Genomic DNA, 21,887 nt, shown 5'->3' with positions numbered 1-21,887 from the left:
CCGATTTTTTTAACGAATTTCGGCGCCCAATCTTTTCTCCAGAGCTTTAACAATTTTACCGTGAAGCGCGGCTATCTCTTCATCTGTCAGAGTTTTTTCCATGGAGCGATAGCGAACGCGTATAGCCATGCTTTTCTTGCCTTCAGGGACCCCTTTGCCCCGGTATACATCGAAAAGAACGATCTCTACGACTTCGGCGCTTTTGGCCTTGTTGGCCGCCTCGAGAACCTCATTGGCCGGGGTCGCTTCATCAACCAATAAAGCACTGTCCCGATAGACCTCCGGGAAGCGGGAAAGAGGCTGAAACCCGGAAAACCCACTGGAAACATCCTGGAGCAAAGCCACATCCAGATCCAGCAAATATACGGGGGTGTCGATTTCAAAATTATCCAGTATCCTGGGATGCACCTCACCCATCACGCCAAGGTGTTTTCCTCGGCAGGTCAATGCGCAGGATTTGCCGGGATGAAGATAGGGCTCTTCCATTTTATCGCCATCCCAGGACACCCCATCAACATCGAAACAACGCAATATCCCTTCGGCGACGCCTTTCAAATCGTAAAAATCAACGGGGCTGTTTTCCTGAGCCCACCCCTCAGGCTCTCGGCGGCCGCAGAGAATGGCACACAGGCGCATGCTCTCATGGGGTAACTCCTCGCCGGATCTCACCGTGAATACAGGGCGAAGTTCAAAAAGTCGAAGGTCCTTAGAACGATAGGCCAGGTTGCGGGCAACGGTCTGCAGAAGGCTGGGGACAAGGGTCGTCCGCATGACAGACTGTTCTTCGGTCAGAGGGTTCAGGATTTTGACATTTTCCCGCCGAGGGTCCCCTGCCGGCAGTGCAATAGCATCCCATGCGGAGGGCGAAACAAAAGAGTAGTTGATGATTTCGGAAAAGCCGGCGCTGGCGAGGAAATTTCTGGCATTGCCGGAGGCCTGAATCGAGGCCGGCGGGGTATGGCAAACCGATCGGCCAACAGGCATGGTTACCGGAATTTTATCGTATCCGTTTAGGCGGGCGACTTCTTCAATGAGGTCGATTTCTCTTTCCAGATCGTGGCGAAAAAACGGCACGGTGACGTTCAGGACCTCGTCTTCTGAATCCCCTTTTCTTTCGACCTCAAGAGCAATGGAGCGCAGCAAACGTTCTATATCCGCAAGGCTCAGGGTCAGTCCCAACACTTCGTTGGTCCGGTGTGCACTCACGGTTACGGACCGTTCAGGCAGCTGATTGGGGTAGACGTCCAGCATACCGGTGGCGATTTTGCCGCCGGCAAGCTCCTGAATCAGGGTGGCGGCTCGATTCAGGGCAACTGGAACCATATTAACGTCGGCGCCGCGCTCGAATCGGTGACTCGACTCGGAATGAATGCCCAAACGCTTGCTGGTCCGCCGGACGGTGCGCGGATCGAAGTAGGCGCTTTCCAGCAGGATATCGACTGTCTCCGGCTGGATTTCGGAGTTTTCACCCCCCATGACACCCGCAAGAGCGACCGGTCCCTGCGCATCACAGATGACCAGGTCGCTGGAATCCAGTTCACGCTCCTGGCCATCGAGAGTGTTGAACTTCTCCCCTTCCCCAGCCCGCTTGACAATAATTTTTTTACCCCGCAGCAGGCTGAAGTCAAAGGCATGCAAAGGGTGACCAAGTTCCATCATCACATAGTTGGTCACATCGACCACATTGTTGATCGATCGCATCCCCAAAGATTCCAGGCGACGCACCATCCATGCAGGAGAGGGGCCGATGCTGACGCCTTGAATAAGGCGAGCCGCATACCGAGGGCAAAGTTCGGGCTCCTCGACAGTGATGGACGTCAGAGCACTGATCGCCACATCGGTATCGGGAATTTCCACCGCTTTCGCCACCACGGGTTTTCCCACCATGGCACCGACTTCCCGCGCCACCCCCAGGACACTCAGGCAATCCGAGCGATTGGGCGTCAGACCAATTTCAAAACGGGCATCCTTCATCTTCAAAGCATCAAAGACAGAAGTCCCTAGGGGCAGACCCTCAGGCAAGATCAGGATTCCGGCAGATTCTTCAGAGAGTCCCAGTTCCCGTTCAGAGCACAGCATGCCCTGGGATTCGAGCCCCCGAATTTTGGATTTTTTAATCTTAAAATCGCCGGGCAGAACGGATCCAACCTGAGCCAGAGCCACACAATCACCCTTTTTGTGATTGGTGGCACCGCAGACAACCTGGACGGTCTCTTTCCCCGTATCCACCTGACAAACCGTAAGGCGGTCAGCCTGTGGATGGGGTTCGACCGAAACGAGCCTGGCAACGATGACACTGTCGAGCCCCTCTCCGATGATCTCAAGAGAGTCCACCTCAAGACCTGCCAGCGTCAACCGATGGGACAGGTCGGCAGCCGACATATCGAAATCAACAAATTCTTTTATCCAGCTTGAAGTTACGATCATTTATTAAAGTCCTTTACCAGGAATTAAATCTGACGGAGAGATAGACATCCACTCAAAATTGACGCAAGAATCGCATATCATTTTCGAAAAACAGACGCAGGTCATTCACTCCATATTTCAACATCGCAATGCGTTCCAGTCCCATCCCAAAGGCGAAACCGCTGTAGATGGCGGGATCATAATTGACAGATTTAAAAACTTCTGGATCGATCATGCCGCTGCCGAGGATTTCGAGCCAACCGCTGTTTTTACATACACGGCAGCCCTTACCACCGCAGATAACGCACTGCATATCCACTTCGGCGCTGGGCTCGGTGAAAGGGAAAAAGGAAGGACGAAAGCGCACCCCGATATTCCGCCCGAAATACTGGGTCACAAAGGCCGTCAGTATCCCCTTAAGGTCACCGAAAGTAATGTGACGGTCGACCAGAAACCCCTCAATCTGATGAAACATTGGGCTATGCGTCAGGTCTGAATCCCGACGATAAACCGTGCCGGGCGCAATGACGCGAACCGGTGGTTCGTGTTTGAGCATCGTGCGAATCTGCACGGGTGAGGTATGGGTGCGAAGAACCACCTCAGGGGAAACGTAAAAGGTGTCCTGCATATCGCGGGCAGGATGGTCCTTGGGGATGTTCAAGGCTTCAAAATTATAAAAATCCTTTTCCACTTCAGGTCCTTCGGCAATACCGAACCCAAGGGAAAGGAAGATTTCGGAGATTTCCTCCGTCACCAGCGTGATAGGATGCTTAGAACCGCGATACTGTTTTCTTCCCGGCAAGGTAACATCAATGCGCTCTTTCTCAAGGCGCAGAGCAATTTCACGCTCCTTGATTGCCGCCAGGCGGTTGGCGAACAGTTCTTCAAGGGTTAACTTCACCTGATTGGCAAGAGCACCAATCACGGGACGCTCTTCAGCGGAGAGACGGCCCATTTCTTTCATGATGGCGGTCAATTCTCCCTTTTTGCCAAGAAACCGGACGCGCGCTTCCTGTAAGGTGACTTCGGTCTGCGCGGATTCGATGCTTTCTCTCGCCCGCGCGAGCATATCATCAAAGTTCTGCTTCATTGTTGCCCCACTTGGTGGATAAAAAGAAGAAAGGAAGCCCTAGGGCTTCCGAAAGTGACAAATAAAAAAAGAGATGAGGAAGGCCCTCATCTCTTTTTTCGTTTTACTGCAAATGGGCCTTGGCTTTATCCACGACCGCGGTGAATCCGCCGGGGTCACTGATCGCGAGCTGAGCCAGAATTTTTCTGTCTAGTCCGATCTCAGCCTTTTTGAGGCCATGGACCAGACGGCTGTAAGAAATCCCGTTTTCGCGTGCAGCCGCATTGATTCGCGCGATCCACAGAGCCCGGAAATCGCGTTTTTTGACCTTGCGGTCGCGAAATGCGTAATTCAGGGCGCGATCGACGGCCTCGGTAGCGCTACGAAACAATTTGCTGCGGGCGCCACGATACCCTTTGGCCAATTTGAGTACTTTGTTGCGTCTGCGTCTCGCTTTGAAACCTCTTTTTGCTCTCGGCATGTTCTGCTCCTTCTAGTGGTGAAATAAGCGGTTTCCCGCTGCCGGATCTGAAGGGGGAGACTATTTTCCCCTCAGTTCACGGTCTTAAGCCGATAAAGACCTTATGCCTAGAGATAGGGGATAAGGGCTTTTATATTCTTCTCATCCGCTTTGTGAACCAGCGTTCCCTGGCGCAGATCACGTTTGCGCTTGGTGCTTTTTTTGGTCAGGATATGACTGGTAAAAGCTTTATTACGACGAACCCGTCCACTTCCGGTTGTACGAAAACGCTTTGCAGCGCCACGATTGGTTTTAATTTTGGGCATTCTCCGAATCTCCTTCGATTTATTTATTCAGCAAAATTTCTGATAGGTTTCTGGAGCCTTCCAAGCACAATATTCTTACTGTTTCTTATTGGGAGCCAACACCATGGTCATAAACCGACCGGCCATGCGAGGGGTCATTTCCACCGCGGCTATATCCTTGACCTCATCGGCGATGCGATCCATCAGGGCTCTACCGAACTCGGGATGAGTCACTTCGCGACCGCGAAACATGACCGTCACCTTAACCTTGTTTCCGTCATCAAGAAATCGTCTTGCGTTTTTAACCTTGAACTGGAAATCATGCTCTTCGGTCTTAGGCCGCATCTTGACTTCTTTTGTTTCAACTTTGGCAGTCTTTTTCTTGGCTTCTGCCGCCCTCTTGCTTGCCTGATATTTGTATTTGCCATAATCCATGATTCGGCAAACAGGCGGCACGGCATTGGGGGACACCTCAACTAGATCGAGGCCCCTTGCGGTTGCGGCGGCCAATGCTTCCTCAAGGCTCAATATACCGAGCTGTTCTCCTTCGTCGTCAACGACCCGGACTTCTCTTGCTCGAATGGCACGATTGATATTGGTCTCTTGCTTAGCTATGGTGTCACCTCCTAATGATATAACCTGCATTCATCCTGAACCAACTGGATGAACTCATCAGGTTTCATGGCATTCAAACTGTCTCCGCTGCGGTGGCGTGGAGAAAGGGTTCCTTCTTCCACTTCCTTGTCACCGATGACGAGCATGTAAGGTATTTTTTCAATTTGAGCTTCGCGAATCTTGTAGCCGAGCTTTTCGTTGCGTAGGTCTGAATCCACCCGAACACCCGCTTCACGCAACAATTGTGTCACATCCCTGGCGTAATCGGCTTGCCGGTCTGTCACATTCACGACACGGGCCTGCACAGGGGAGAGCCACAAAGGGAAGTTCCCGGCGTAGTGCTCAATCAGAACACCCACAAACCGCTCAATCGCCCCGAGAATGACTCGATGAACCATAACAGGGCGATGCCTCTCCCCATCTGGGCCGACGTAACTCAGATCAAACCGCTCAGGCAGGGTAAAATCGCACTGGATTGTAGCACACTGCCATCTTCTGTCAAGGGCGTCCTTGAGCTTAATGTCGATCTTCGGGCCGTAAAATGCACCATCCCCCTCATTGACCTCAAAAGGCAGTCCCGAATCCTTAAGAGCGCTCATCAAGGCAGCAGTCGCCCGCTCCCAGTCCACATCGCTGCCGATCGATTTTTCAGGCCGCGTGGAGATCTCCATCTCATATTCGAAGCCGAAGATCTTCATGACATCCTGGACGAAACGGAGGACTCCCTTGATTTCACCATCCAGTTGGTCGGGAGTACACAGAATGTGGGCATCATCCTGGGTGAAGCCGCGAACCCGAAGGAGGCCATGCAAAACACCCGATTTCTCATGACGATGCACGGTGCCAAGCTCAAAAAAGCGCAACGGCAGATCCCGGTAGGAGCGCTTTTTGGATTTATAGATAAGCATGTGAGACAGGCAGTTCATGGGTTTGATCCCATAACTCTGCTCGTCCACTTCGGTGAAGTACATATTTTCCCGGTAATTTTCATAATGACCGGACGTTTTCCACAAGTCAGTGCGGAGGATCTGGGGTCCCATGACGATGTCGTAACCTCGCCGCAAATGCTCCTTGCGCTCGAAATCCTCCAGGATAGTGCGCAGCATGGCTCCCTTGGGGTGCCAGATGACCAGGCCGGCACCAGCCTCATCGTTAAAGCTAAAAAGGTCAAGCTCACGCCCCAACTTGCGGTGGTCCCGCTTGCGTGCTTCTTCAAGCTTGTCCAGATAGGCCTTGAGCTGCTTCTTGTCGGGGAAAGCCGTCGCATAAATGCGTTGCAGCATGGCGTTTTTTTCATCACCCCGCCAATAGGCGCCGGCCAGGCTGGTCAGCTTGAAAGCTTTAATTTTCCCAGTGGAAGGCAGGTGGGGGCCACGGCATAGATCGACGAATTCTCCCTGGCGATAAAGGGAGACGGTCTCATTGGGGAGGTCCTCAATCAATTTGACCTTATAGGACTCCCCCATCTGCCGAAACAGTTCTATGGCGCTGTCCCGAGTCATCTCCTCCCGTTCAATGGGGAGATCGGCTTTGGCCAGTTCAGCCATGCGGGATTCGATCTTTTCGAATTCTTCGGGGGTAAATTTGTGGGTATCACTATAGAAGTCGTAATAGAAGCCGTTTTCGATGGATGGCCCAATGGTGACCTGAACATCTTTCCCAAAGAGATCCTTTACCGCGTGGGCCATGAGGTGAGCCGCAGAATGGCGATAGACGTCCAGGCCATCCGCCGAGTTGAGGGTAATCAACTCCAGTCGGCAATCCCCTTCAAGAGTCGACGTCACATCAACCAGCCGACCATCGACCTTTGCCGCAACGGACTGCCTGGCCAAACCTTCACTGATCGACCCGGCCACCTCAAGCACGGAAATCCCTCCGGCAACTTCCCGGATGGTCCCGTCAGGCAGTTCAACGCGAATCGTTTCCATTCTGCACCCCGCTAATGAAAAGAGGCATCCAAAGATGCCTCTATCGTTTAATCATCCCAGAATGTAATCTGGTAGGCACGGGCGGGATTGAACCGCCGACCCCTACCGTGTCAAGGTAGTGCTCTCCCACTGAGCTACGTGCCTACAACCGAAATGCCGGTAACTTTTATCAAACCGCATAAAGCAAGTCAAGCAATTTTATTACAGTCCAAGAGCATTTTTTAGTCGAGACTGCCTTCGATGCGAATCAGGTGGCTCTTTTCACGAATCACCTCAAGCGCGTCAATTTCATCAAGAGCCTTTTTGATATTCCCTTCACGGGCATCGTGGGTAACCAGGACAACCGGAACCGACAATCCCTCTTGGCGATCAGGCTGGATCATCGAGGCGATGCTGATGTCATGAGCACCGAGAATCCCGGCAATCTGGGCCAGAACTCCAGGACGGTCCATAACAGCGAACCGCAGGTAATAAGGACCCACGATATCGTCCATGGACTTGATCGGCAAATCCTGAATACTGGCGGGGCAATAACCCATAACCGGGGAACGCGTCTTAATTCCCTGGAGGATATTGCGCCCCAGGGACATGACGTCGCCCATGACGGCGCTGGCGGTAGCATCCATGCCGGCCCCAGCACCCTGCAGGGTCACGGGGCCCACAAAATCGCCGACAAGTCGGACGGCGTTCAACACCCCATCAACCTGGGCGAGGGGGTAGTCGTCAGGGATCATGGTAGGATGGACCCGGGCCTCGATTTGCCCACCCTCCTCCTTGCCGATCGCCAGGAGCTTGATTTTGTAGCCCATCTGTCTGGCAAATTCGATGTCGACCAGAGACAGCTGGGATATCCCTTCCGTATAGACCTTGGAAAAATCGACGCGGGTGCCGAAACACAAGGATATCAGCAAAGCCAACTTGTGGGCGGTGTCAATCCCCTCCACATCGAAGGTAGGGTCGGCCTCGGCATACCCCTTCGCCTGCGCTTCTTTGAGCACGGAAGAAAAATCCTCTCCATCTTCCGTCATGCGAGTCAGGATGTAATTGCAGGTGCCATTGAAAATTCCGAACACGCTATGAAAATTATTCCCGCAAAGATTTTCTTTAATGGCAGAAATTATGGGGATCCCTCCCCCCACTGCCGCTTCAAAAAGAACTTCCACACGGTGCTTTTCAGCCGCCTGCAGAATTTCCTGACCATGAACAGCGAGCAGCGCCTTGTTGGCGGTAACAACGTGTTTGCCATTTTGAATGGCCTTCAAAACCAGCGAACGTGCGGGCTCATATCCACCGATCAGCTCAACAACGACATGAATATCGGGGTGGCTGACAACTTCGTTCGCATCGGTAGTCAGCATGCCTTCTGCAAGGCTCACACCACGGTCACGCACGATATCCAGATCGGCTATTTTGACCAGATTCACCTTGCATCCGAGGCGCTGTTCGATGATTTTGGCGTTTTTCTGGACCAGGCGAACCACACCGGTCCCGATGGTTCCAAAGCCTAAAAGACCAATATTGATGCTTTGCATAATAAAACTCCACCCACAGAAAATGCGACCCTTGATTCAAAAGGCACGTTGACTACTCCCCTTGAAAGGTCAGAAGACATTCCATGTTTGTCAGGGAAGTATCGGTAAGAAGACGTTCAATAGCCCCCTGAAGAAACTCCTGGCTTTCCTTGGCTGGCGGGATAAGGGCCATGGCGACGCGCCTGAACCCGGCTCTATAAACAGTTTCCAGAGCTTGCCGTGCAAGACTTTCCATTTTTCTGGTGTCCAGGGATTGGGACCTGCCACCGCCCAAAAACATCACCCAGTCAGCAGAAACACGATGATCGCTCAGGACCATCAGGCGCTGCCCCATTTCACCACAGATGAATCCATCGAGCAGATTTCTTGTCAAAAGACCGCGAAGACGCCAATCAAGCAGAGCGGCAGCGCCACGAACTGGTTTTTGATCCTCAAAGATAAAGGAAACAATGACCTCCCCGTCCAGTTTGTCAGCAGGAAGATCAAGAACCCGCACGCGTGTCATGAAACAACAGGCCTGCTTTCACGTGATATCTTATCTAGAATGCCATTAACAAAGGAGGGTGTATCGACGGTGCCATATCGTTTACCAATTTCAATAGCCTCGTTAATCACCACATTGGACGGGATATCCGGCCGATAGAGCAACTCATAGGCGGCAAGGCGAAGCAGAGAGAGATCCACCCTGGACATCCTGTCCAGCGACCAGTTGGTCGAATGCCTGGAAATAACCTGATCAATTTGTTCCAGATGCTGGTCGACCCCGTAAATCAGCTCTTCGGCAAAAGAACGCTGGTCCAATGGCACGGAGTCCGAAGCTCCCTCGACCGGTTCGCCGAGAATATCGTCCTGAAAATGGAAGTTGTGCCAGAAATCCCCCAAAACAGTGTCAACGGTGGAATTCTGGTCAAACATACTGTAGATGATTTTAAGAGCGAGTTCTCGTCCTTTTCTACGCGTACCCATGCTCTTACAGTGCCTTGAAGAGATTGGCCATTTCAATGGCGCTGACAGCGGCGTCAAAGCCCTTGTTGCCCGCTTTGGTTCCAGCTCTTTCAATGGCCTGCTCGATGGTGTCCGTCGTCAAAACGCCGAACGCCACGGGAATACCGGACTCGAGACTGACCGAGGCAATCCCCTTGGAAACCTCAGCACTGACATACTCGAAATGGGGGGTAGCTCCCCTGATAACGCATCCGAGGCAAATGATCGCATCATATCGGTTGGTTTGCGCCACTTTCTTGGCCGCAATGGGAACTTCAAAAGCCCCAGGCACTCGAACCGTATGAACATCGTCACCGTTTGCCCCATGGCGCACCAGAGCATCCATCGCTCCCTCTACCAGACGGTCACAGATAAAACTGTTGAAGCGGCTCACAATCAGTGCGACCTTAAGTCCCTTGGCGTCCAATTTCCCTTCATAAACCTGGCTCATCATGATCTCCTATGCCGATACCATTCACAGGCAAAGCTGCACCTTAAAGATTTTCCAGAAGATGGCCCATCCTCTCCCGTTTCGTTTTCAAATACCGGCGATTGGCGTTTGTCGGGGCGACTTCCAGGGGCACCCGTCCAACGATCTCTAGCCCGTATCCCTCGAGGCCAACGATTTTTTTGGGATTGTTCGTCATCAACCGAAGCTGCCGGATGCCCAGCTCAGAAAGAATCTGGGCGCCGATGCCGTAATCCCTCAGGTCGGCCTTGAAGCCAAGAGCTTCGTTGGCTTCGACCGTGTCGTGTCCCTGGTCCTGCAGAGCGTAGGCGCGAAGCTTGTTGACCAAACCGATACCTCGCCCTTCCTGCCGCATGTACAGGATGACACCGCTGCCCTCCTGAGCTATCTGCTGCATGGCCGCATGAAGCTGATCACCGCAATCGCACCGCAGTGACCCAAAGACATCGCCGGTCAGACACTCGGAATGAACACGGACAAGAACAGGTTGGCTGGGATCAATCTCCCCCTTCACCAGGGCCAGGTGCTGGGCATGATCCACATCATTTTCGTAAGCAATCGCGCGGAATTCTCCACCGTAAGGTGTCGGCAAAATCGTCTCGGCCGCACGTCTTACCAGAAGTTCCTTGCGCATGCGGTATGCAACCAGATCAGCGATAGTGATGATTTTCAGACCATGCTGCTGGGCAAAAACCTTCAGTTGGGGCATTCTGGCCATCGTCCCGTCATCGTTCATAATTTCGCAGATGACGCCTGCAGGCTTGAGTCCAGCCAGACGGGCCAGATCAACAGAGCCTTCGGTTTGTCCGGCCCGAACAAGCACTCCCCCTTTTTTGGCTCTGAGTGGAAACACGTGTCCGGGTCGGGCCAGATCATTGGCGGTAGTCTCGTCGGCCAAGGCGACCTGAATCGTGGTCGCCCGGTCGGCCGCGGAAATCCCGGTGGTCACCCCGCGCTTAGCCTCGATAGACACGGTAAACGCTGTGCCGAAAGAGGATGAATTGTTCTTCACCATCAGGGGAAGATCAAGAAGGTCCGCCCTCTCCTCGGTCATGGTCAAACAGATAAGACCACGCCCTTCTTTCGCCATGAAATTTATGGCTTCAGGGGTAACCAATTCGGCCGCCATGGCCAGATCCCCTTCATTTTCACGGTCTTCGTCATCGACGAGGATAACCATTTTTCCCTGTCGAATGTCTTCGAGGGCTGCTTCTATTTTTCCAATAGGCATGTCAGGCACTTCCTTTCGAGAGGCGCAATCATGTCACATATATCCATGGTTTGCAAGAAATTCAAAGGTCACGGACGAGCTCTTTGGCCCTTCTGGGCGCTGCCCCAGAAGACGTTCAACGTACTTTCCGAGAATGTCCGTTTCGATATTTACCCTGCTCCCCTGCCGCATGTACTGAAGAGTTGTCTCGGAAAGGCTGTGGGGGATTATCATCAGCGAAAAATCCTTTTCCGTTACCTCGTTGACCGTCAGGCTGATGCCGTCGACAGCCACGGACCCTTTGACGACAAGATATCGGTGGCACCCTTCCGGTATGGAAATGACGAGGCATTCGGCGTTGCCTTCACGGCGCCGTGACCGAATCACGCCGACGCCATCGACATGGCCCGTCACAATGTGTCCGCCCAGGCGATCAGCAAGCCGCAGGGCGCGCTCAAGGTTGACCCGCTGGCCGACCCGCAACTCCCCCAGGCTGGTTCGGGTCACGGTCTCCCGGGAGACATCGGCGGAAAAAGCGCCTCCCCCTTTGGAGACGACCGTGAGACAGATGCCGTTGACGGCAATGCTTTCACCAAGCAGAAGATCATCCTGAGGGAACCGCGTGGAAACGGTAAGCTGATAACTTTCCTCACCCTTTTGGATTTTCAGCAGAGTTCCGATATCTTGAATCAGTCCCGTGAACATGAGTAAACATCTCCCTCCAAAAGGATATCCTCTCCAAACGATCTGAAACGAACGTGTTTGAGGCGCCAGGCCTCTGCCAGGCGGACAGCTCCCGGCCCGGCAAACAGACCCCGGCCATCTCCTCCCCCCAACAATACCGGTGCGATAAAAATCATGGCCCTATCGACCAATCCTTGACGCAAAAGGCTCCCATTGAGAACGGCACCACCCTCGAGGATCAGATTCTGGATTTCCATTTTGCCCAAGGCGAGCATGAGAGCGTTCAAGTCGACCTGCCCGTTTTTTTCCGGGAGCGTAAGAACCCGCACTCCGACAGCCTGTAACCGGTTGATTTTGGCGGGGTCGGCAGCCTTGGTGGTGGCCACCAGGGTGGACTGATCGGCAGAAAGCGTCACCAGAGCTGAATCTTCGGGGATGCGAAGAAAAGAGTCGACCACAACCCGGAGCGGATTTCTTCCCCCTTCCGGCAGACGCGTGGTCAAGCGGGGGTTGTCGGCCAAAACCGTACCAATGCCGACCATGACCGCGTCAGCCTTATCCCGCTGTTGATGCACATACAAACGACTGTGCTCGTTGGAGATCCACTGGGAATCCCCTGATGAGGTGGCACAGAACCCGTCAAGGGTTATGGCGGACTTGAGGGTAACCAAGGGTTTCCCTGTAAGCACATGCTTGGCAAAAGGGGCAATCAGATTGCGACACTCCTCTGCCAGTATGTCAGTCACCACCTCAACACCATTATCTGAAAGTAGCGCGACCCCCCTACCGGAAACCCTGGGATTCGGATCTTTCGTACCGACGAACACCCTCCGGACTCCGGCGGCCAGTATAGCTTCTGCGCAGGGCCCCGTCCGGCCATGATGGGAACAGGGTTCCAAGGTCACATACAAATTCGCATCGGTAGCCTGTTCACCCGCCTGTCGGAGCGCATTGATTTCGGCATGGGGCTCTCCGGCGCGGTGATGATACCCTTCTCCGACAATTGTCCCATGGCGGACAATCACGGCTCCTACCGCCGGATTGGGCCGGGTGCGCCCTTCGGCCTGGCGGGCCAGTTCGAGGGCACGGGACATATAATATTCAGGTGATTGTTTTGCAGGATTTGCCATATCAAAAAACTAAAAGAGAGGAATTATATGACGGAAGAGGTAGAGCAAGCGGATTAAGCGTTTTTGTTCTCTTTGGCCAGGATTTCTTTAAGTTCGGCCATGAACTCGTTGATATCCTTGAATTGACGGTAAACAGAGGCAAAACGCACATAAGCAACCTCATCAACGTTCCTCAAGGCCTCCATAACACCCTCGCCTATGCGACTGGCGTCAATTTCCTTTTCGCCACTTTCCTGCAGAGAAATTTCCAACTGATCCACCAGTTTTTCGATAGTGGCAATGGAAACAGGTCTTTTTTCACAGGCACGTTGCATGCCCGCAATGATTTTCAAACGGTCAAAAGGTTCGCGGCGGCCATCCTTTTTGACAACCAACGGCAGAATCTCCTCCACCCGTTCATAGGTCGTGAATCGACGGCCACAGTCAATACATTCTCTTCTCCTGCGGATATTGTTCCCTTCTTTGCCCAGTCGGGAATCAATGACCTTGGTGTCTTCAAAACTGCAAAACGGGCACTTCATATCAGAGCTCCAGGGCCTTTCCGTCGGTAAAATCCGCAAACGAATGAACACCTATACCGGATTCAGCCAGCATCTCCAAGGAGAGCTGATCAGGATATCCTTCCAGATAAACAATGCGGGAGATGCCGGCATTGATCAGCATTTTGCTACAGATAACACAGGGGGAATTGGTGCAATAGAGAGTGCCACCACTGATGTTCACACCATGCTTGGCAGCCTGAATGATGGCATTTTGCTCCGCATGGAGCCCGCGACAGAGTTCATGACGCTCCCCCGACGGAACATTCAGTTTCTGGCGTAAACAACCCACTTCGGAACAATGAGCTATTCCCGACGGGGTACCATTGTACCCCGTCGCCAGAATATTCTTTTCCTTCACGACAACAGCCCCAACCTGGCGGCGCAAACAGGTAGATCGCCGGGCCACGAGACGGGCGATCTCCATAAAGTATTCTTCCCAGGTCGGCCGACTCATGCGGACAGACGATGCGCGTATAAAGGGAACTTCAAGCAGAGTTCTTTAACTTCCTGCCGAATCGTCTGCAGTGCGGCTTCGTTATCCACATGGGCCAGAGCGCGAGCCATCCAGGCAGCAACCATTTCCATTTCGGGCTCTTTCAGGCCGCGAGTCGTGGTGGCGGGAGTGCCGACCCGGAAACCGCTGGTCACAAAAGGTGACCGAGTATCGAAAGGCACGGCATTCTTGTTGACCGTAATGCCGGCCTTCTCCAGGGTCTCTTCCGCCACCTTGCCGGTAATGTCCTTATTCGACAAATCGACCAGCATAAGATGATTGTCCGTGCCGCCGGAGACGATATCAAAACCCTGACGATTGAGAGCCGCAGCGAGGGCCTTGGCGTTTTTGACGACCTGCCGGGCATATTCCTTGAAATCAGGGGCAAGAGCTTCCTTGAAAGCGACGGCTTTGGCAGCAATAACATGCATCAGCGGACCGCCCTGAATCCCCGGGAAAATATTGCTGTTAAGTTTTTTAGCATGTTCCTCACGGCAGAGGATCATGCCGCCACGAGGCCCCCGTAATGTTTTATGCGTGGTGGTGGTGACAAAGTCGGCATAAGGCACAGGGCTCGGGTGCTCCCCGGCAGCCACCAAACCGGCAATATGAGCCATGTCAACCATCACTATAGCACCAACCTTATCGGCGATCTGCCGAAAGGCAGCAAAATCCAGGGTCCTGGAGTAGGCGCTGGCCCCGACCACAATCATCTTGGGCTTATGCTCAAGGGCAAGCCTCTCCACCTCCTCATAGTCAATTCGCCCCGTTTCCTTTTTGACGCCATAAGGAACGATATTGAACAATTTACCGGAAAAATTAACAGGGGAACCATGGGTGAGGTGCCCGCCGTGAGCCAGATTCATCCCCAGAATGGTATCTCCAGGCTGACAGACGGAAAAATAGACGGCCATGTTGGCCTGGGACCCGGAATGTGGCTGCACATTGGCGTGCTCAGCCCCAAAGAGGGTTTTGGCACGGTCAATCGCCAACTGTTCAGCGACGTCAACGAATTCGCAGCCGCCATAGTACCGTTTCCCCGGATAGCCTTCAGCATACTTATTGGTGAGAACTGACCCTTGCGCTTCAAGCACTTCCTCGCTGACAAAGTTCTCCGAGGCGATAAATTCCAGACTGTACTCCTGCCGCCCAGTCTCTTTCTGGATAGCTGATGCAATTTCAGGATCAAATTTGGCCAGCAGTTCCGACATGTGACATTACCTCCGATTAAATAACTGAAATTAAGGTCTGCAATGGGCGTTTTACATTGGCTGCAAAGAAAATGGGCAGGCCAGAGGCCTGCCCATTTTCTTTTTGCCTCTAAATTTTTCCGGCACCTATGGCTCTTTCCAGCTCAGCGATTTTATCGAGCCGCCGCTGATGCCGTCCCCCCTCAAACTCGGAGTCGAGCCAAGCCGCCACCATCTCAATACCCTGGTCGGCCGCCTCAACGCGTCCTCCGAGCACAAGAACATTCGCGTTGTTATGTTCCTTGGCCATACGGGCCGTGAATTCGTCGTGGGCCAAAGCTGCCCTGACTCCCGGAAACTTATTGGCCACGATGGACATTCCGATCCCGGTGCCACAGATCAATATCCCGGCGTCTGCTTCTCCCAAAGAAACAGCCCGGGCCACTTTTTCCCCGAAATCAGGATAGTCAACGGACTCGGAACCATTGGTTCCCAGATCACGAACATCAACCTGTCTTTTTTTAAGATATGTTTTGACCGCTTCCTTGAGCTCAAGGCCCCCGTGATCACTTGCGATGATGAGCATTTTCGTTAATTGTCCCGGTGGTTATATTTTTTTAAAAAGCAGCGTCGCGTTGGTGCCGCCGAATCCAAAAGAGTTTGACAGGGCGACTTTGACGTCAGCCTTGCGCGCTTCATTCGGCACATAGTCTAGGTCGCACTCAGGATCAGGCTCCTCATAGTTGATGGTAGGAGGTACAACCCCGCGTTCCATGGCCAGCAACGCGTAAACCGCTTCAATCCCCCCCGCAGCACCAAGGGCATGGCCAGTCATGCTCTTGGTCGAGCTGATCAGAACCTTGCTGGCGTGGTTGCCGAGAACCGACTTGATGGCCATCGTTTCATAGAGATCGTTGAAATGCGTAGAGGTTCCGTGCGCGTTGATGTAGTCCACCTGATCCGCGGAGATGCCCGCAGTAGACAAGGCCATCTTGATACAGCGGGCGGCGCCCTCGCCTCCCGGAGCGGGCGCCGTCAAATGATACGCGTCACCGGTAAGACCGTAACCGCATATTTCCGCGTAAATTTTGGCCCCGCGCTTTTTGGCGCTTTCATACTCTTCCAGAATAAGAATGCCGGCGCCTTCCGCCATAACAAAACCGTCACGATTCTTGTCAAAGGGCCGGCTGGCTGCAGCAGGATCCTCATTACGCGTGGAAAGAGCCTTCATGACATTGAATCCGCCGATCCCGAGCGGAGTGATCGTGGATTCTGTACCACCAGCGATCATGGCGTCAGCATCCCCCCGCTGGATCATGCGAAAGGCGTCACCAATCGAATGAGTTCCTGTCGCGCAAGCGGAAACGGAGGAAAGATTGGGCCCCTTGGCGCCATATTTGATGGAAATCTGACCAGGAGCCAGATTAATAATCAGCATTGGAATGAAGAAGGGAGAAATTTTCTTATAACCTCCCTCCAGGCTGGCCTGATGATATTTTTCAATAGCGGGAAGTCCGCCCAGGCCGGCTCCGACCAGGACCCCGACGCGTTCGGCGTTGTCCTCGGTGATTTGAAGTCCGGAATCCTGCATCGCCAGTTCAGCCGCTCCCAGAGCGAACTGAATGAACAGGTCCATCTTTTTAATTTCTTTTTTGTCGATAAAATCTTCGGCATTAAAGTCTTTGACTTCGCCGGCAATTTGAGTAGGCAAATCGGATGCGTCGAAACGTGTTATCCGACCAATGCCGGATTTTCCGTTTATCAAAGCATCCCAGTTCTTTTCCACCCCGGTTCCAAGAGCGGAAACAACCCCGACACCTGTCACAACGACTCTACGCATGATGATACTCTTCCTCCGTAAGGGCGACTATACCCACCAGCGGGATGTTCTTCGCAGTCAGGGTCCTGCATTGGTTTCGCGGACACCAAACCGGACTTTTGGTACATGAGCAAAGAGCAAGGGAGGAGATACTTTCTCCTCCCTTGTCTGAACCTTAGGCCTGTTCGCTGATATAGCTGATCGCATCCTGAACAGTCTGGATCTTCTCAGCGTCCTCGTCGGAGATTTCAACGTCGAACTCTTCTTCAAGAGCCATGACCAGTTCAACGGTATCGAGGGAGTCAGCACCGAGATCGTCCATAAAAGACGCATCGTTGGTTACCTGGTCCTCATCAACACCAAGCTGCTCAGCAACAATCTGTTTAACTCTTTCTTCAATAGAAGCCATTTGCTTTTCCTCCTTTTTGTTGTTCAAGCCGATCGATGACCGGACAAGTGTTTGTACTTCCTGACTACCTACATATACATTCCGCCGTTAATTCCAAGCACTTGACCTGTGATGTAACCGGCGTGATCCGATGCTAAAAAGTTAACAGCCTGCGCAATGTCTGAGGCATCGCCAAGGCGGCCAAGCGGAATCTGCGCAGCCAATTCCTGGCGCGTTTTTTCCGGTAGAGCTTCGGTCATGTCCGTGGTAATGAAACCCGGGGTTATCGCATTGACCGTAATATTTCTTCGAGCCAACTCCCTGGCTACAGATTTCGTAAGACCAATGAGACCTGCCTTACTGGCACAATAATTGGCCTGGCCGGGATTTCCCATTTCTCCCACGACGGATGAAATATTAATGATGCGTCCGAACTTCTGTTTGGTCATGACCTTGGCTGCGGCGCGCGTACAGAGAAAAGCACCTTTGAGGTTGGTGTCAAGCACCGCATCCCAATCTTCATCCTTCATGCGCAGCAGCAGCCCATCCCGGGTAATACCGGCATTATTGACCAGGATGTCCAGTCGGCCAAAATGACTGACAGCAGTCTCGACTATACGATCGGCGTCGGCGGTGACAGCGACATCACCGACGACACTCACACAGGAACCACCGCCAGCTTCAATTTCACGGCACAAAGCTTCAATTCCCGATGCACTTCGAGCCGACACCACCACTTTAGCACCGGCCGCTGCCATGGCAAGAGCGATTGTACGTCCAATTCCCCGCGACGCGCCTGTAACTATACCAACGCGATCTTTGAGCATATAGCCTCCTAGAAGTTCGCCTGCAGATTTTTAAGGCTGACAGTGTCTTCCAGATTCCCCACAGGGATCCCTTTGGCAATGCGGCGGGCCAACCCGGAAAGAACCTTTCCCGGGCCCACCTCGACAAAACGGTCTACGCCTAGATCAACCATTTTAAGTACCGACTCGTCCCAACGAACAGGAGCACTCACCTGCCGGACAAGAAGATCCTTGATTTGAGCATAATCCTGGTTGGGCAGAGCCTCCACATTGCTGACCACGGGCATTTTCATGGCAGAGACCTTGACGTCATCAAGAACCTCTTTCAGACGGAGTCCAGCGGGGATCATCAAGGAACAATGAAAGGGAGCGCTCACAGGTAAAGGCATTGCCTTTTTGGCACCCTTTTCCTTCGCCAGGGTGATAGCACGATCTACAGCCTGAACGTGACCGGCGATAACGACCTGGCCAGGGCTGTTGAAGTTGGCTGGCGCTACGACATCCCCCTGCGCGGCCTCACGGCAGACGTCTTCAAGGTCCTTACCGTCCAGTCCGAGGATAGCGGCCATGGAGCCGGTGCCGACGGGGACAGCTTCCTGCATGAAAATTCCACGAGAACGGACCGTCTTGACCGCATCAGCGAAAGCCAGAGCGCCAGAAGCAACGAGAGCCGAATATTCACCCAGAGAATGGCCGGCGAGGTACGCCGGAGTGAGATGCAGTTCGGACTCAAGGACCCGAAGAGCGGCGACACTGGTCGTCAGGATCGCCGGCTGCGTATTGGCAGTAAGCTTCAGATCCTCTTCAGGTCCCTGGAAACAGAGGGTAGAGATCTTGAATTGAAGAGCATCATCAGCCTCTTCAAAAACCTGTTTGGCAACGGGAAAATTTTCGGCCAGCTCTTTCCCCATGCCGGCGTACTGAGATCCCTGTCCGGGAAAAATCAAAGCAACCATAATGGTTAAATCTCACTTTGTGTACTGAAATTACCAGCGGATTAGAGCAGCCCCCCAGGTCAGTCCGCCCCCGAAGGCATCAAGCAGAACCACATCTCCGGGCTGTATCTTCCCTCCCCTATTGGCTTCATCCAGCGCAATGGGTATCGATGCGCCCGAGGTGTTCCCGAAACGATCGACGTTGACGTAAACCTGCTCATCACGAAAACCAATGCGCTTAGCTGTCGCATCGAGTATGCGCTGATTGGCCTGGTGGGGGATAAAGAGATCGACGTCTTCAGCCGTCATCCCATTGGCCTCAAGAGCCTCGAAAGCCACCTCGGTCAGGGATCTGACGGCAATTTTAAAAACTTCGTTCCCCTGCATTTTCAGATAAGGCAGGCGGGCCTTCAATCCCTCTTCCGAAGCTGGGTTCCGAGATCCGAATCCAGGCTGATAGAGGAGTTCCGCATAGGCACCGTCAGCGTGCAGATGGGTCGAGAGGATACCCTTATCTTCATCGCAAGCTTCGAGAACAACAGCACCGGCGCCATCGCCAAACAAAACGCAGGTATTGCGATCTTCCCAGTCAACGGCGCGGGTGAGCACTTCGGCTCCAATGACAAGAGCTTTGGAGCCAGCCCCGGACTTTATCCGGCTAACTGCGGCATCAAGGGCATAGACGAAGCCGCTGCAAGCGGCCGAAACGTCATAGGCAGCGCAGTTTCGAAGGCCCAGTTTATGTTGAACGACGCATGCGGTGGCAGGCCAGGGGTAGTCTCCAGTGATCGTACCGACAATAATCATGTCGATCTCCTCTGGCTGGATACCGGCCATACTCAAGGCACGCCGGGAAGCCTCAGTCGCTAGATCGGAGGTCGTTTCATGTTCCGCGGCAACGTGTCGGGTACGGATACCGGTTCGACTGGTAATCCATTCGTCGGAGGTATCCAGAAATTTCTCGAGATCAAAGTTTGTCAGAACTTTATCAGGGACATAAGATCCAGTCCCCGTGATTTTGACATTTTTCATTTGTACCTTCCCCCCCCACCGATATGACCAGGGTCCAACCGTTTTGTCTACAAGTCTGTTTTGTCCGCTTGAATTTCGATTTTTTCAAGTTGGGCTACCAACTTATCGTTGGTTTTGCTGGCCACCGCCTCGCAAGCCATATTGATAGCATTCATAATGGCCTTAGGATTCGAGCCGCCATGGCAAATCATACCGACACCGTCGATCCCTAGCAGCGGAGCGCCACCGTATTCGGCATAGTCCACCTTTTTCTTGAAAGCCTTAAAGGCAGGTCGGGCCAGAAGGAAGCCGATTTTGGCAAGAAACCGGCTGGTCATCTCCTTCTTGAGCATGGTACCTACAGCCTCAACCAATCCCTCGGAGACCTTAAGGACGACGTTTCCGACAAAGCCGTCGCAGACAACAACGTCCGCTTTGCCGTTGTAGATATCACGACCCTCTACGTATCCAACATAGTTAAAAGGAGCGGTCCTGAGCAATTTATGCGCTTCTCGGGACAACTCGTTCCCCTTCTTTTCCTCTTCCCCATTGGAGAGCAGACCAACCCTGGGGCGCTCCTTGCCAAGGACGCTGCGACAGTAGACTTCGCCCATAAGGGCGAACTGGGCCAGATGCTGTGGTTTGCAGTCAACGTTCCCACCAACGTCCAGAACCAGAGTCTGGTCATTAAGGTTGGGGACGATCGTCGCTATTGCAGGGCGGTCAATCCCACCGATGCGTTTAAGCACAAACATCCCGGCCGCCATAGTGGCGCCGGAATTGCCCGCACTGACAACAGCACTGGCCTCACCGTTTTTAATCAGGTTGAAAGCGACACGTATGGAAGAGTCTTTTTTCTTCCTGACGGCATCGGACGCCGAGTCGCTCATCCCGACAACTTCACTGGCGTGCTGAATACGAATATCCAATCCCTCGACGGAATGCTTGCCTAATTCCGATTGGAGACTATTCGATTCCCCGACAAGAATAATGGAAATCCCAAATTTTCTTGCCGCAGCAACGGCACCCTCAACTTCAACCCGGGGAGCGTTATCCCCCCCCATGGCATCAACGGCTACGACAATAGACTTCAATCAGACCTCTTACTCTTCAGTACCAACGATCGTCTTGCCCTTGTAGGTGCCACACGAACCACAAACCCGGTGAGGCTGTTTCGGCTCCTTGCATTGGGGGCAGATCGAGATTCCAGGTGCACTCAGGGCATCGTGGGCGCGGCGCATATCGCGTTGGGATTTGGAAGTTTTCTTCTTAGGTACAGCCATTTTCAATTTCTCCTTCTGTATTCAAGCCCATCGGCTCTTTGCGTGCTCAAGGCACCTTTTTGACAGGATCAGACCTCTAACTTTTTTTATCGACTTTAAAATTTTTCAAGGCTGAAAACTTTAGACTGAAATCGCTTTTATCGCAGGAACAGACTTCCTGATTGAGATTGGCGCCACATTTGGGGCAGAGCCCTTTGCAGTCCGTGGCACAGAGTGGACGTAGCGGCAATGCCATGACCACCTCCTGCTGAACCGCTTCCCGCAGGTCGATAGTATCGCCAGAATAAAGCATCAACCCCATGTCTTCCGGAGAGATTTCGACATCATCCCCCTCTCCTTCGACCTCAGGGAGATCTTTGACATAAGTCAGAGCGAAAGAACTATGGATGGGAGCCCTATATTCGCCCAAGCATCGACTGCAATAAAAGACAGCTTCTACATTGACGGTCCCGGACACATTGACCATGCCATCAAGCAAGGCAATATTTAACCGGGTCTGGACAAGCCCCGGAAACAAGACCTCGTTTTGCTGCTGCATATCTGCTAAAACAGGAAAGGAAGCCGCTGGTTCAGCAAACTCAAGAGAAAGGCCCTCTTCAGTTATGTTGTCGATATGTATAAGCAAAAA

25 protein-coding genes and 1 tRNA gene are annotated in these 21,887 nt (G+C 53.0%); all 26 read right to left on the bottom strand.

What is annotated here, in order from left to right; genetic code table 11:
• Positions 1 to 9 precede the first annotated feature (9 nt).
• Positions 10 to 2,427 carry a phenylalanine--tRNA ligase subunit beta gene (gene pheT / locus MJO47_RS12130; RefSeq protein WP_253961384.1) on the bottom strand — a complete coding sequence of 806 codons (2,418 nt, stop codon included), beginning with the start codon at positions 2,425 to 2,427 and terminating at the stop codon, positions 10 to 12.
• A 52-nt stretch (positions 2,428 to 2,479) separates the two neighbouring features.
• On the bottom strand, positions 2,480 to 3,496 hold the full coding sequence (gene pheS, locus MJO47_RS12125) for a phenylalanine--tRNA ligase subunit alpha (protein WP_253961383.1): 1,017 nt from the start codon (positions 3,494 to 3,496) through the stop codon (positions 2,480 to 2,482).
• Between the two features lie 103 nt (positions 3,497 to 3,599).
• Positions 3,600 to 3,956: a 50S ribosomal protein L20 gene (gene rplT / locus MJO47_RS12120; protein ID WP_253961382.1), complete on the bottom strand. Its 357-nt coding sequence runs from the start codon at positions 3,954 to 3,956 to the stop codon at positions 3,600 to 3,602.
• Positions 3,957 to 4,063: 107 nt separating this feature from the next.
• On the bottom strand, positions 4,064 to 4,261 hold the full coding sequence (rpmI, locus tag MJO47_RS12115) for a 50S ribosomal protein L35 (protein WP_155876234.1): 198 nt from the start codon (positions 4,259 to 4,261) through the stop codon (positions 4,064 to 4,066).
• Between the two features lie 75 nt (positions 4,262 to 4,336).
• On the bottom strand, positions 4,337 to 4,855 hold the full coding sequence (gene infC / locus MJO47_RS12110; protein WP_253961888.1) for a translation initiation factor IF-3: 519 nt from the start codon (positions 4,853 to 4,855) through the stop codon (positions 4,337 to 4,339).
• 11 nt (positions 4,856 to 4,866) lie between these two features.
• Complete coding sequence (thrS, locus tag MJO47_RS12105; protein ID WP_253961381.1) at positions 4,867 to 6,783, bottom strand: threonine--tRNA ligase; 1,917 nt, start codon at positions 6,781 to 6,783, stop codon at positions 4,867 to 4,869.
• A 69-nt stretch (positions 6,784 to 6,852) separates the two neighbouring features.
• A tRNA-Val gene (locus MJO47_RS12100) sits at positions 6,853 to 6,927 on the bottom strand.
• Positions 6,928 to 7,004: 77 nt separating this feature from the next.
• On the bottom strand, positions 7,005 to 8,315 hold the full coding sequence (locus MJO47_RS12095) for a homoserine dehydrogenase (protein WP_253961380.1): 1,311 nt from the start codon (positions 8,313 to 8,315) through the stop codon (positions 7,005 to 7,007).
• A gap of 52 nt (positions 8,316 to 8,367) precedes the next feature.
• On the bottom strand, positions 8,368 to 8,820 hold the full coding sequence (locus MJO47_RS12090; RefSeq protein WP_253961379.1) for a M17 family peptidase N-terminal domain-containing protein: 453 nt from the start codon (positions 8,818 to 8,820) through the stop codon (positions 8,368 to 8,370).
• Complete coding sequence (gene nusB, locus MJO47_RS12085; RefSeq protein WP_253961378.1) at positions 8,817 to 9,281, bottom strand: transcription antitermination factor NusB; 465 nt, start codon at positions 9,279 to 9,281, stop codon at positions 8,817 to 8,819. Before nusB ends, MJO47_RS12090 begins: the two co-directional genes overlap by 4 nt.
• A 4-nt stretch (positions 9,282 to 9,285) precedes the next feature.
• Complete coding sequence (gene ribE / locus MJO47_RS12080) at positions 9,286 to 9,750, bottom strand: 6,7-dimethyl-8-ribityllumazine synthase (RefSeq protein WP_253961887.1); 465 nt, start codon at positions 9,748 to 9,750, stop codon at positions 9,286 to 9,288.
• Positions 9,751 to 9,793: 43 nt separating this feature from the next.
• The gene (locus MJO47_RS12075) at positions 9,794 to 10,999 is read right to left on the bottom strand and encodes a bifunctional 3,4-dihydroxy-2-butanone-4-phosphate synthase/GTP cyclohydrolase II (RefSeq protein ID WP_253961377.1); all 1,206 of its coding nucleotides are present in this window, start codon (positions 10,997 to 10,999) and stop codon (positions 9,794 to 9,796) included.
• 33 nt (positions 11,000 to 11,032) lie between these two features.
• Positions 11,033 to 11,683: a riboflavin synthase gene (locus MJO47_RS12070; RefSeq protein WP_253961376.1), complete on the bottom strand. Its 651-nt coding sequence runs from the start codon at positions 11,681 to 11,683 to the stop codon at positions 11,033 to 11,035.
• Positions 11,668 to 12,792 (bottom strand): bifunctional diaminohydroxyphosphoribosylaminopyrimidine deaminase/5-amino-6-(5-phosphoribosylamino)uracil reductase RibD, encoded by a 1,125-nt coding sequence (gene ribD, locus MJO47_RS12065; RefSeq protein WP_371926676.1) that lies wholly within the window; start codon positions 12,790 to 12,792, stop codon positions 11,668 to 11,670. Before ribD ends, MJO47_RS12070 begins: the two co-directional genes overlap by 16 nt.
• A 53-nt stretch (positions 12,793 to 12,845) precedes the next feature.
• The gene (gene nrdR, locus MJO47_RS12060; RefSeq protein ID WP_253961374.1) at positions 12,846 to 13,313 is read right to left on the bottom strand and encodes a transcriptional regulator NrdR; all 468 of its coding nucleotides are present in this window, start codon (positions 13,311 to 13,313) and stop codon (positions 12,846 to 12,848) included.
• Between the two features lies 1 nt (position 13,314).
• Complete coding sequence (locus MJO47_RS12055) at positions 13,315 to 13,788, bottom strand: cytidine/deoxycytidylate deaminase family protein (protein ID WP_253961373.1); 474 nt, start codon at positions 13,786 to 13,788, stop codon at positions 13,315 to 13,317.
• Positions 13,785 to 15,038 (bottom strand): serine hydroxymethyltransferase, encoded by a 1,254-nt coding sequence (gene glyA / locus MJO47_RS12050; protein WP_253961372.1) that lies wholly within the window; start codon positions 15,036 to 15,038, stop codon positions 13,785 to 13,787. Before glyA ends, MJO47_RS12055 begins: the two co-directional genes overlap by 4 nt.
• 109 nt (positions 15,039 to 15,147) lie before the next feature.
• On the bottom strand, positions 15,148 to 15,603 hold the full coding sequence (gene rpiB / locus MJO47_RS12045) for a ribose 5-phosphate isomerase B (RefSeq protein WP_253961371.1): 456 nt from the start codon (positions 15,601 to 15,603) through the stop codon (positions 15,148 to 15,150).
• Positions 15,604 to 15,624: 21 nt separating this feature from the next.
• On the bottom strand, positions 15,625 to 16,857 hold the full coding sequence (gene fabF, locus MJO47_RS12040; RefSeq protein WP_253961370.1) for a beta-ketoacyl-ACP synthase II: 1,233 nt from the start codon (positions 16,855 to 16,857) through the stop codon (positions 15,625 to 15,627).
• Positions 16,858 to 17,011: 154 nt separating this feature from the next.
• Positions 17,012 to 17,245, bottom strand: a complete 234-nt coding sequence (gene acpP, locus MJO47_RS12035) for an acyl carrier protein (RefSeq protein ID WP_155876248.1) — start codon at positions 17,243 to 17,245, stop codon at positions 17,012 to 17,014.
• A 68-nt stretch (positions 17,246 to 17,313) separates the two neighbouring features.
• Complete coding sequence (fabG, locus tag MJO47_RS12030; RefSeq protein ID WP_253961369.1) at positions 17,314 to 18,051, bottom strand: 3-oxoacyl-[acyl-carrier-protein] reductase; 738 nt, start codon at positions 18,049 to 18,051, stop codon at positions 17,314 to 17,316.
• A gap of 8 nt (positions 18,052 to 18,059) precedes the next feature.
• Positions 18,060 to 18,986, bottom strand: coding sequence for an ACP S-malonyltransferase (gene fabD, locus MJO47_RS12025; RefSeq protein WP_253961368.1), 927 nt, complete (start codon positions 18,984 to 18,986; stop codon positions 18,060 to 18,062).
• A 30-nt stretch (positions 18,987 to 19,016) separates the two neighbouring features.
• Positions 19,017 to 19,997, bottom strand: a complete 981-nt coding sequence (locus MJO47_RS12020; protein ID WP_253961367.1) for a beta-ketoacyl-ACP synthase III — start codon at positions 19,995 to 19,997, stop codon at positions 19,017 to 19,019.
• Positions 19,998 to 20,044: 47 nt separating this feature from the next.
• Positions 20,045 to 21,061 carry a phosphate acyltransferase PlsX gene (gene plsX, locus MJO47_RS12015; RefSeq protein ID WP_253961886.1) on the bottom strand — a complete coding sequence of 339 codons (1,017 nt, stop codon included), beginning with the start codon at positions 21,059 to 21,061 and terminating at the stop codon, positions 20,045 to 20,047.
• Between the two features lie 18 nt (positions 21,062 to 21,079).
• Positions 21,080 to 21,259, bottom strand: a complete 180-nt coding sequence (gene rpmF, locus MJO47_RS12010) for a 50S ribosomal protein L32 (RefSeq protein WP_253961366.1) — start codon at positions 21,257 to 21,259, stop codon at positions 21,080 to 21,082.
• Between the two features lie 76 nt (positions 21,260 to 21,335).
• Positions 21,336 to 21,884, bottom strand: coding sequence for a DUF177 domain-containing protein (locus tag MJO47_RS12005; protein WP_253961365.1), 549 nt, complete (start codon positions 21,882 to 21,884; stop codon positions 21,336 to 21,338).
• Positions 21,885 to 21,887: the final 3 nt, after the last annotated feature.

The organism is Desulfuromonas sp. KJ2020 (assembly GCF_024197615.1).
GTDB lineage: Bacteria > Desulfobacterota > Desulfuromonadia > Desulfuromonadales > SZUA-540 > SZUA-540.
This window is presented reverse-complemented; position numbering and strand designations above follow the sequence as displayed.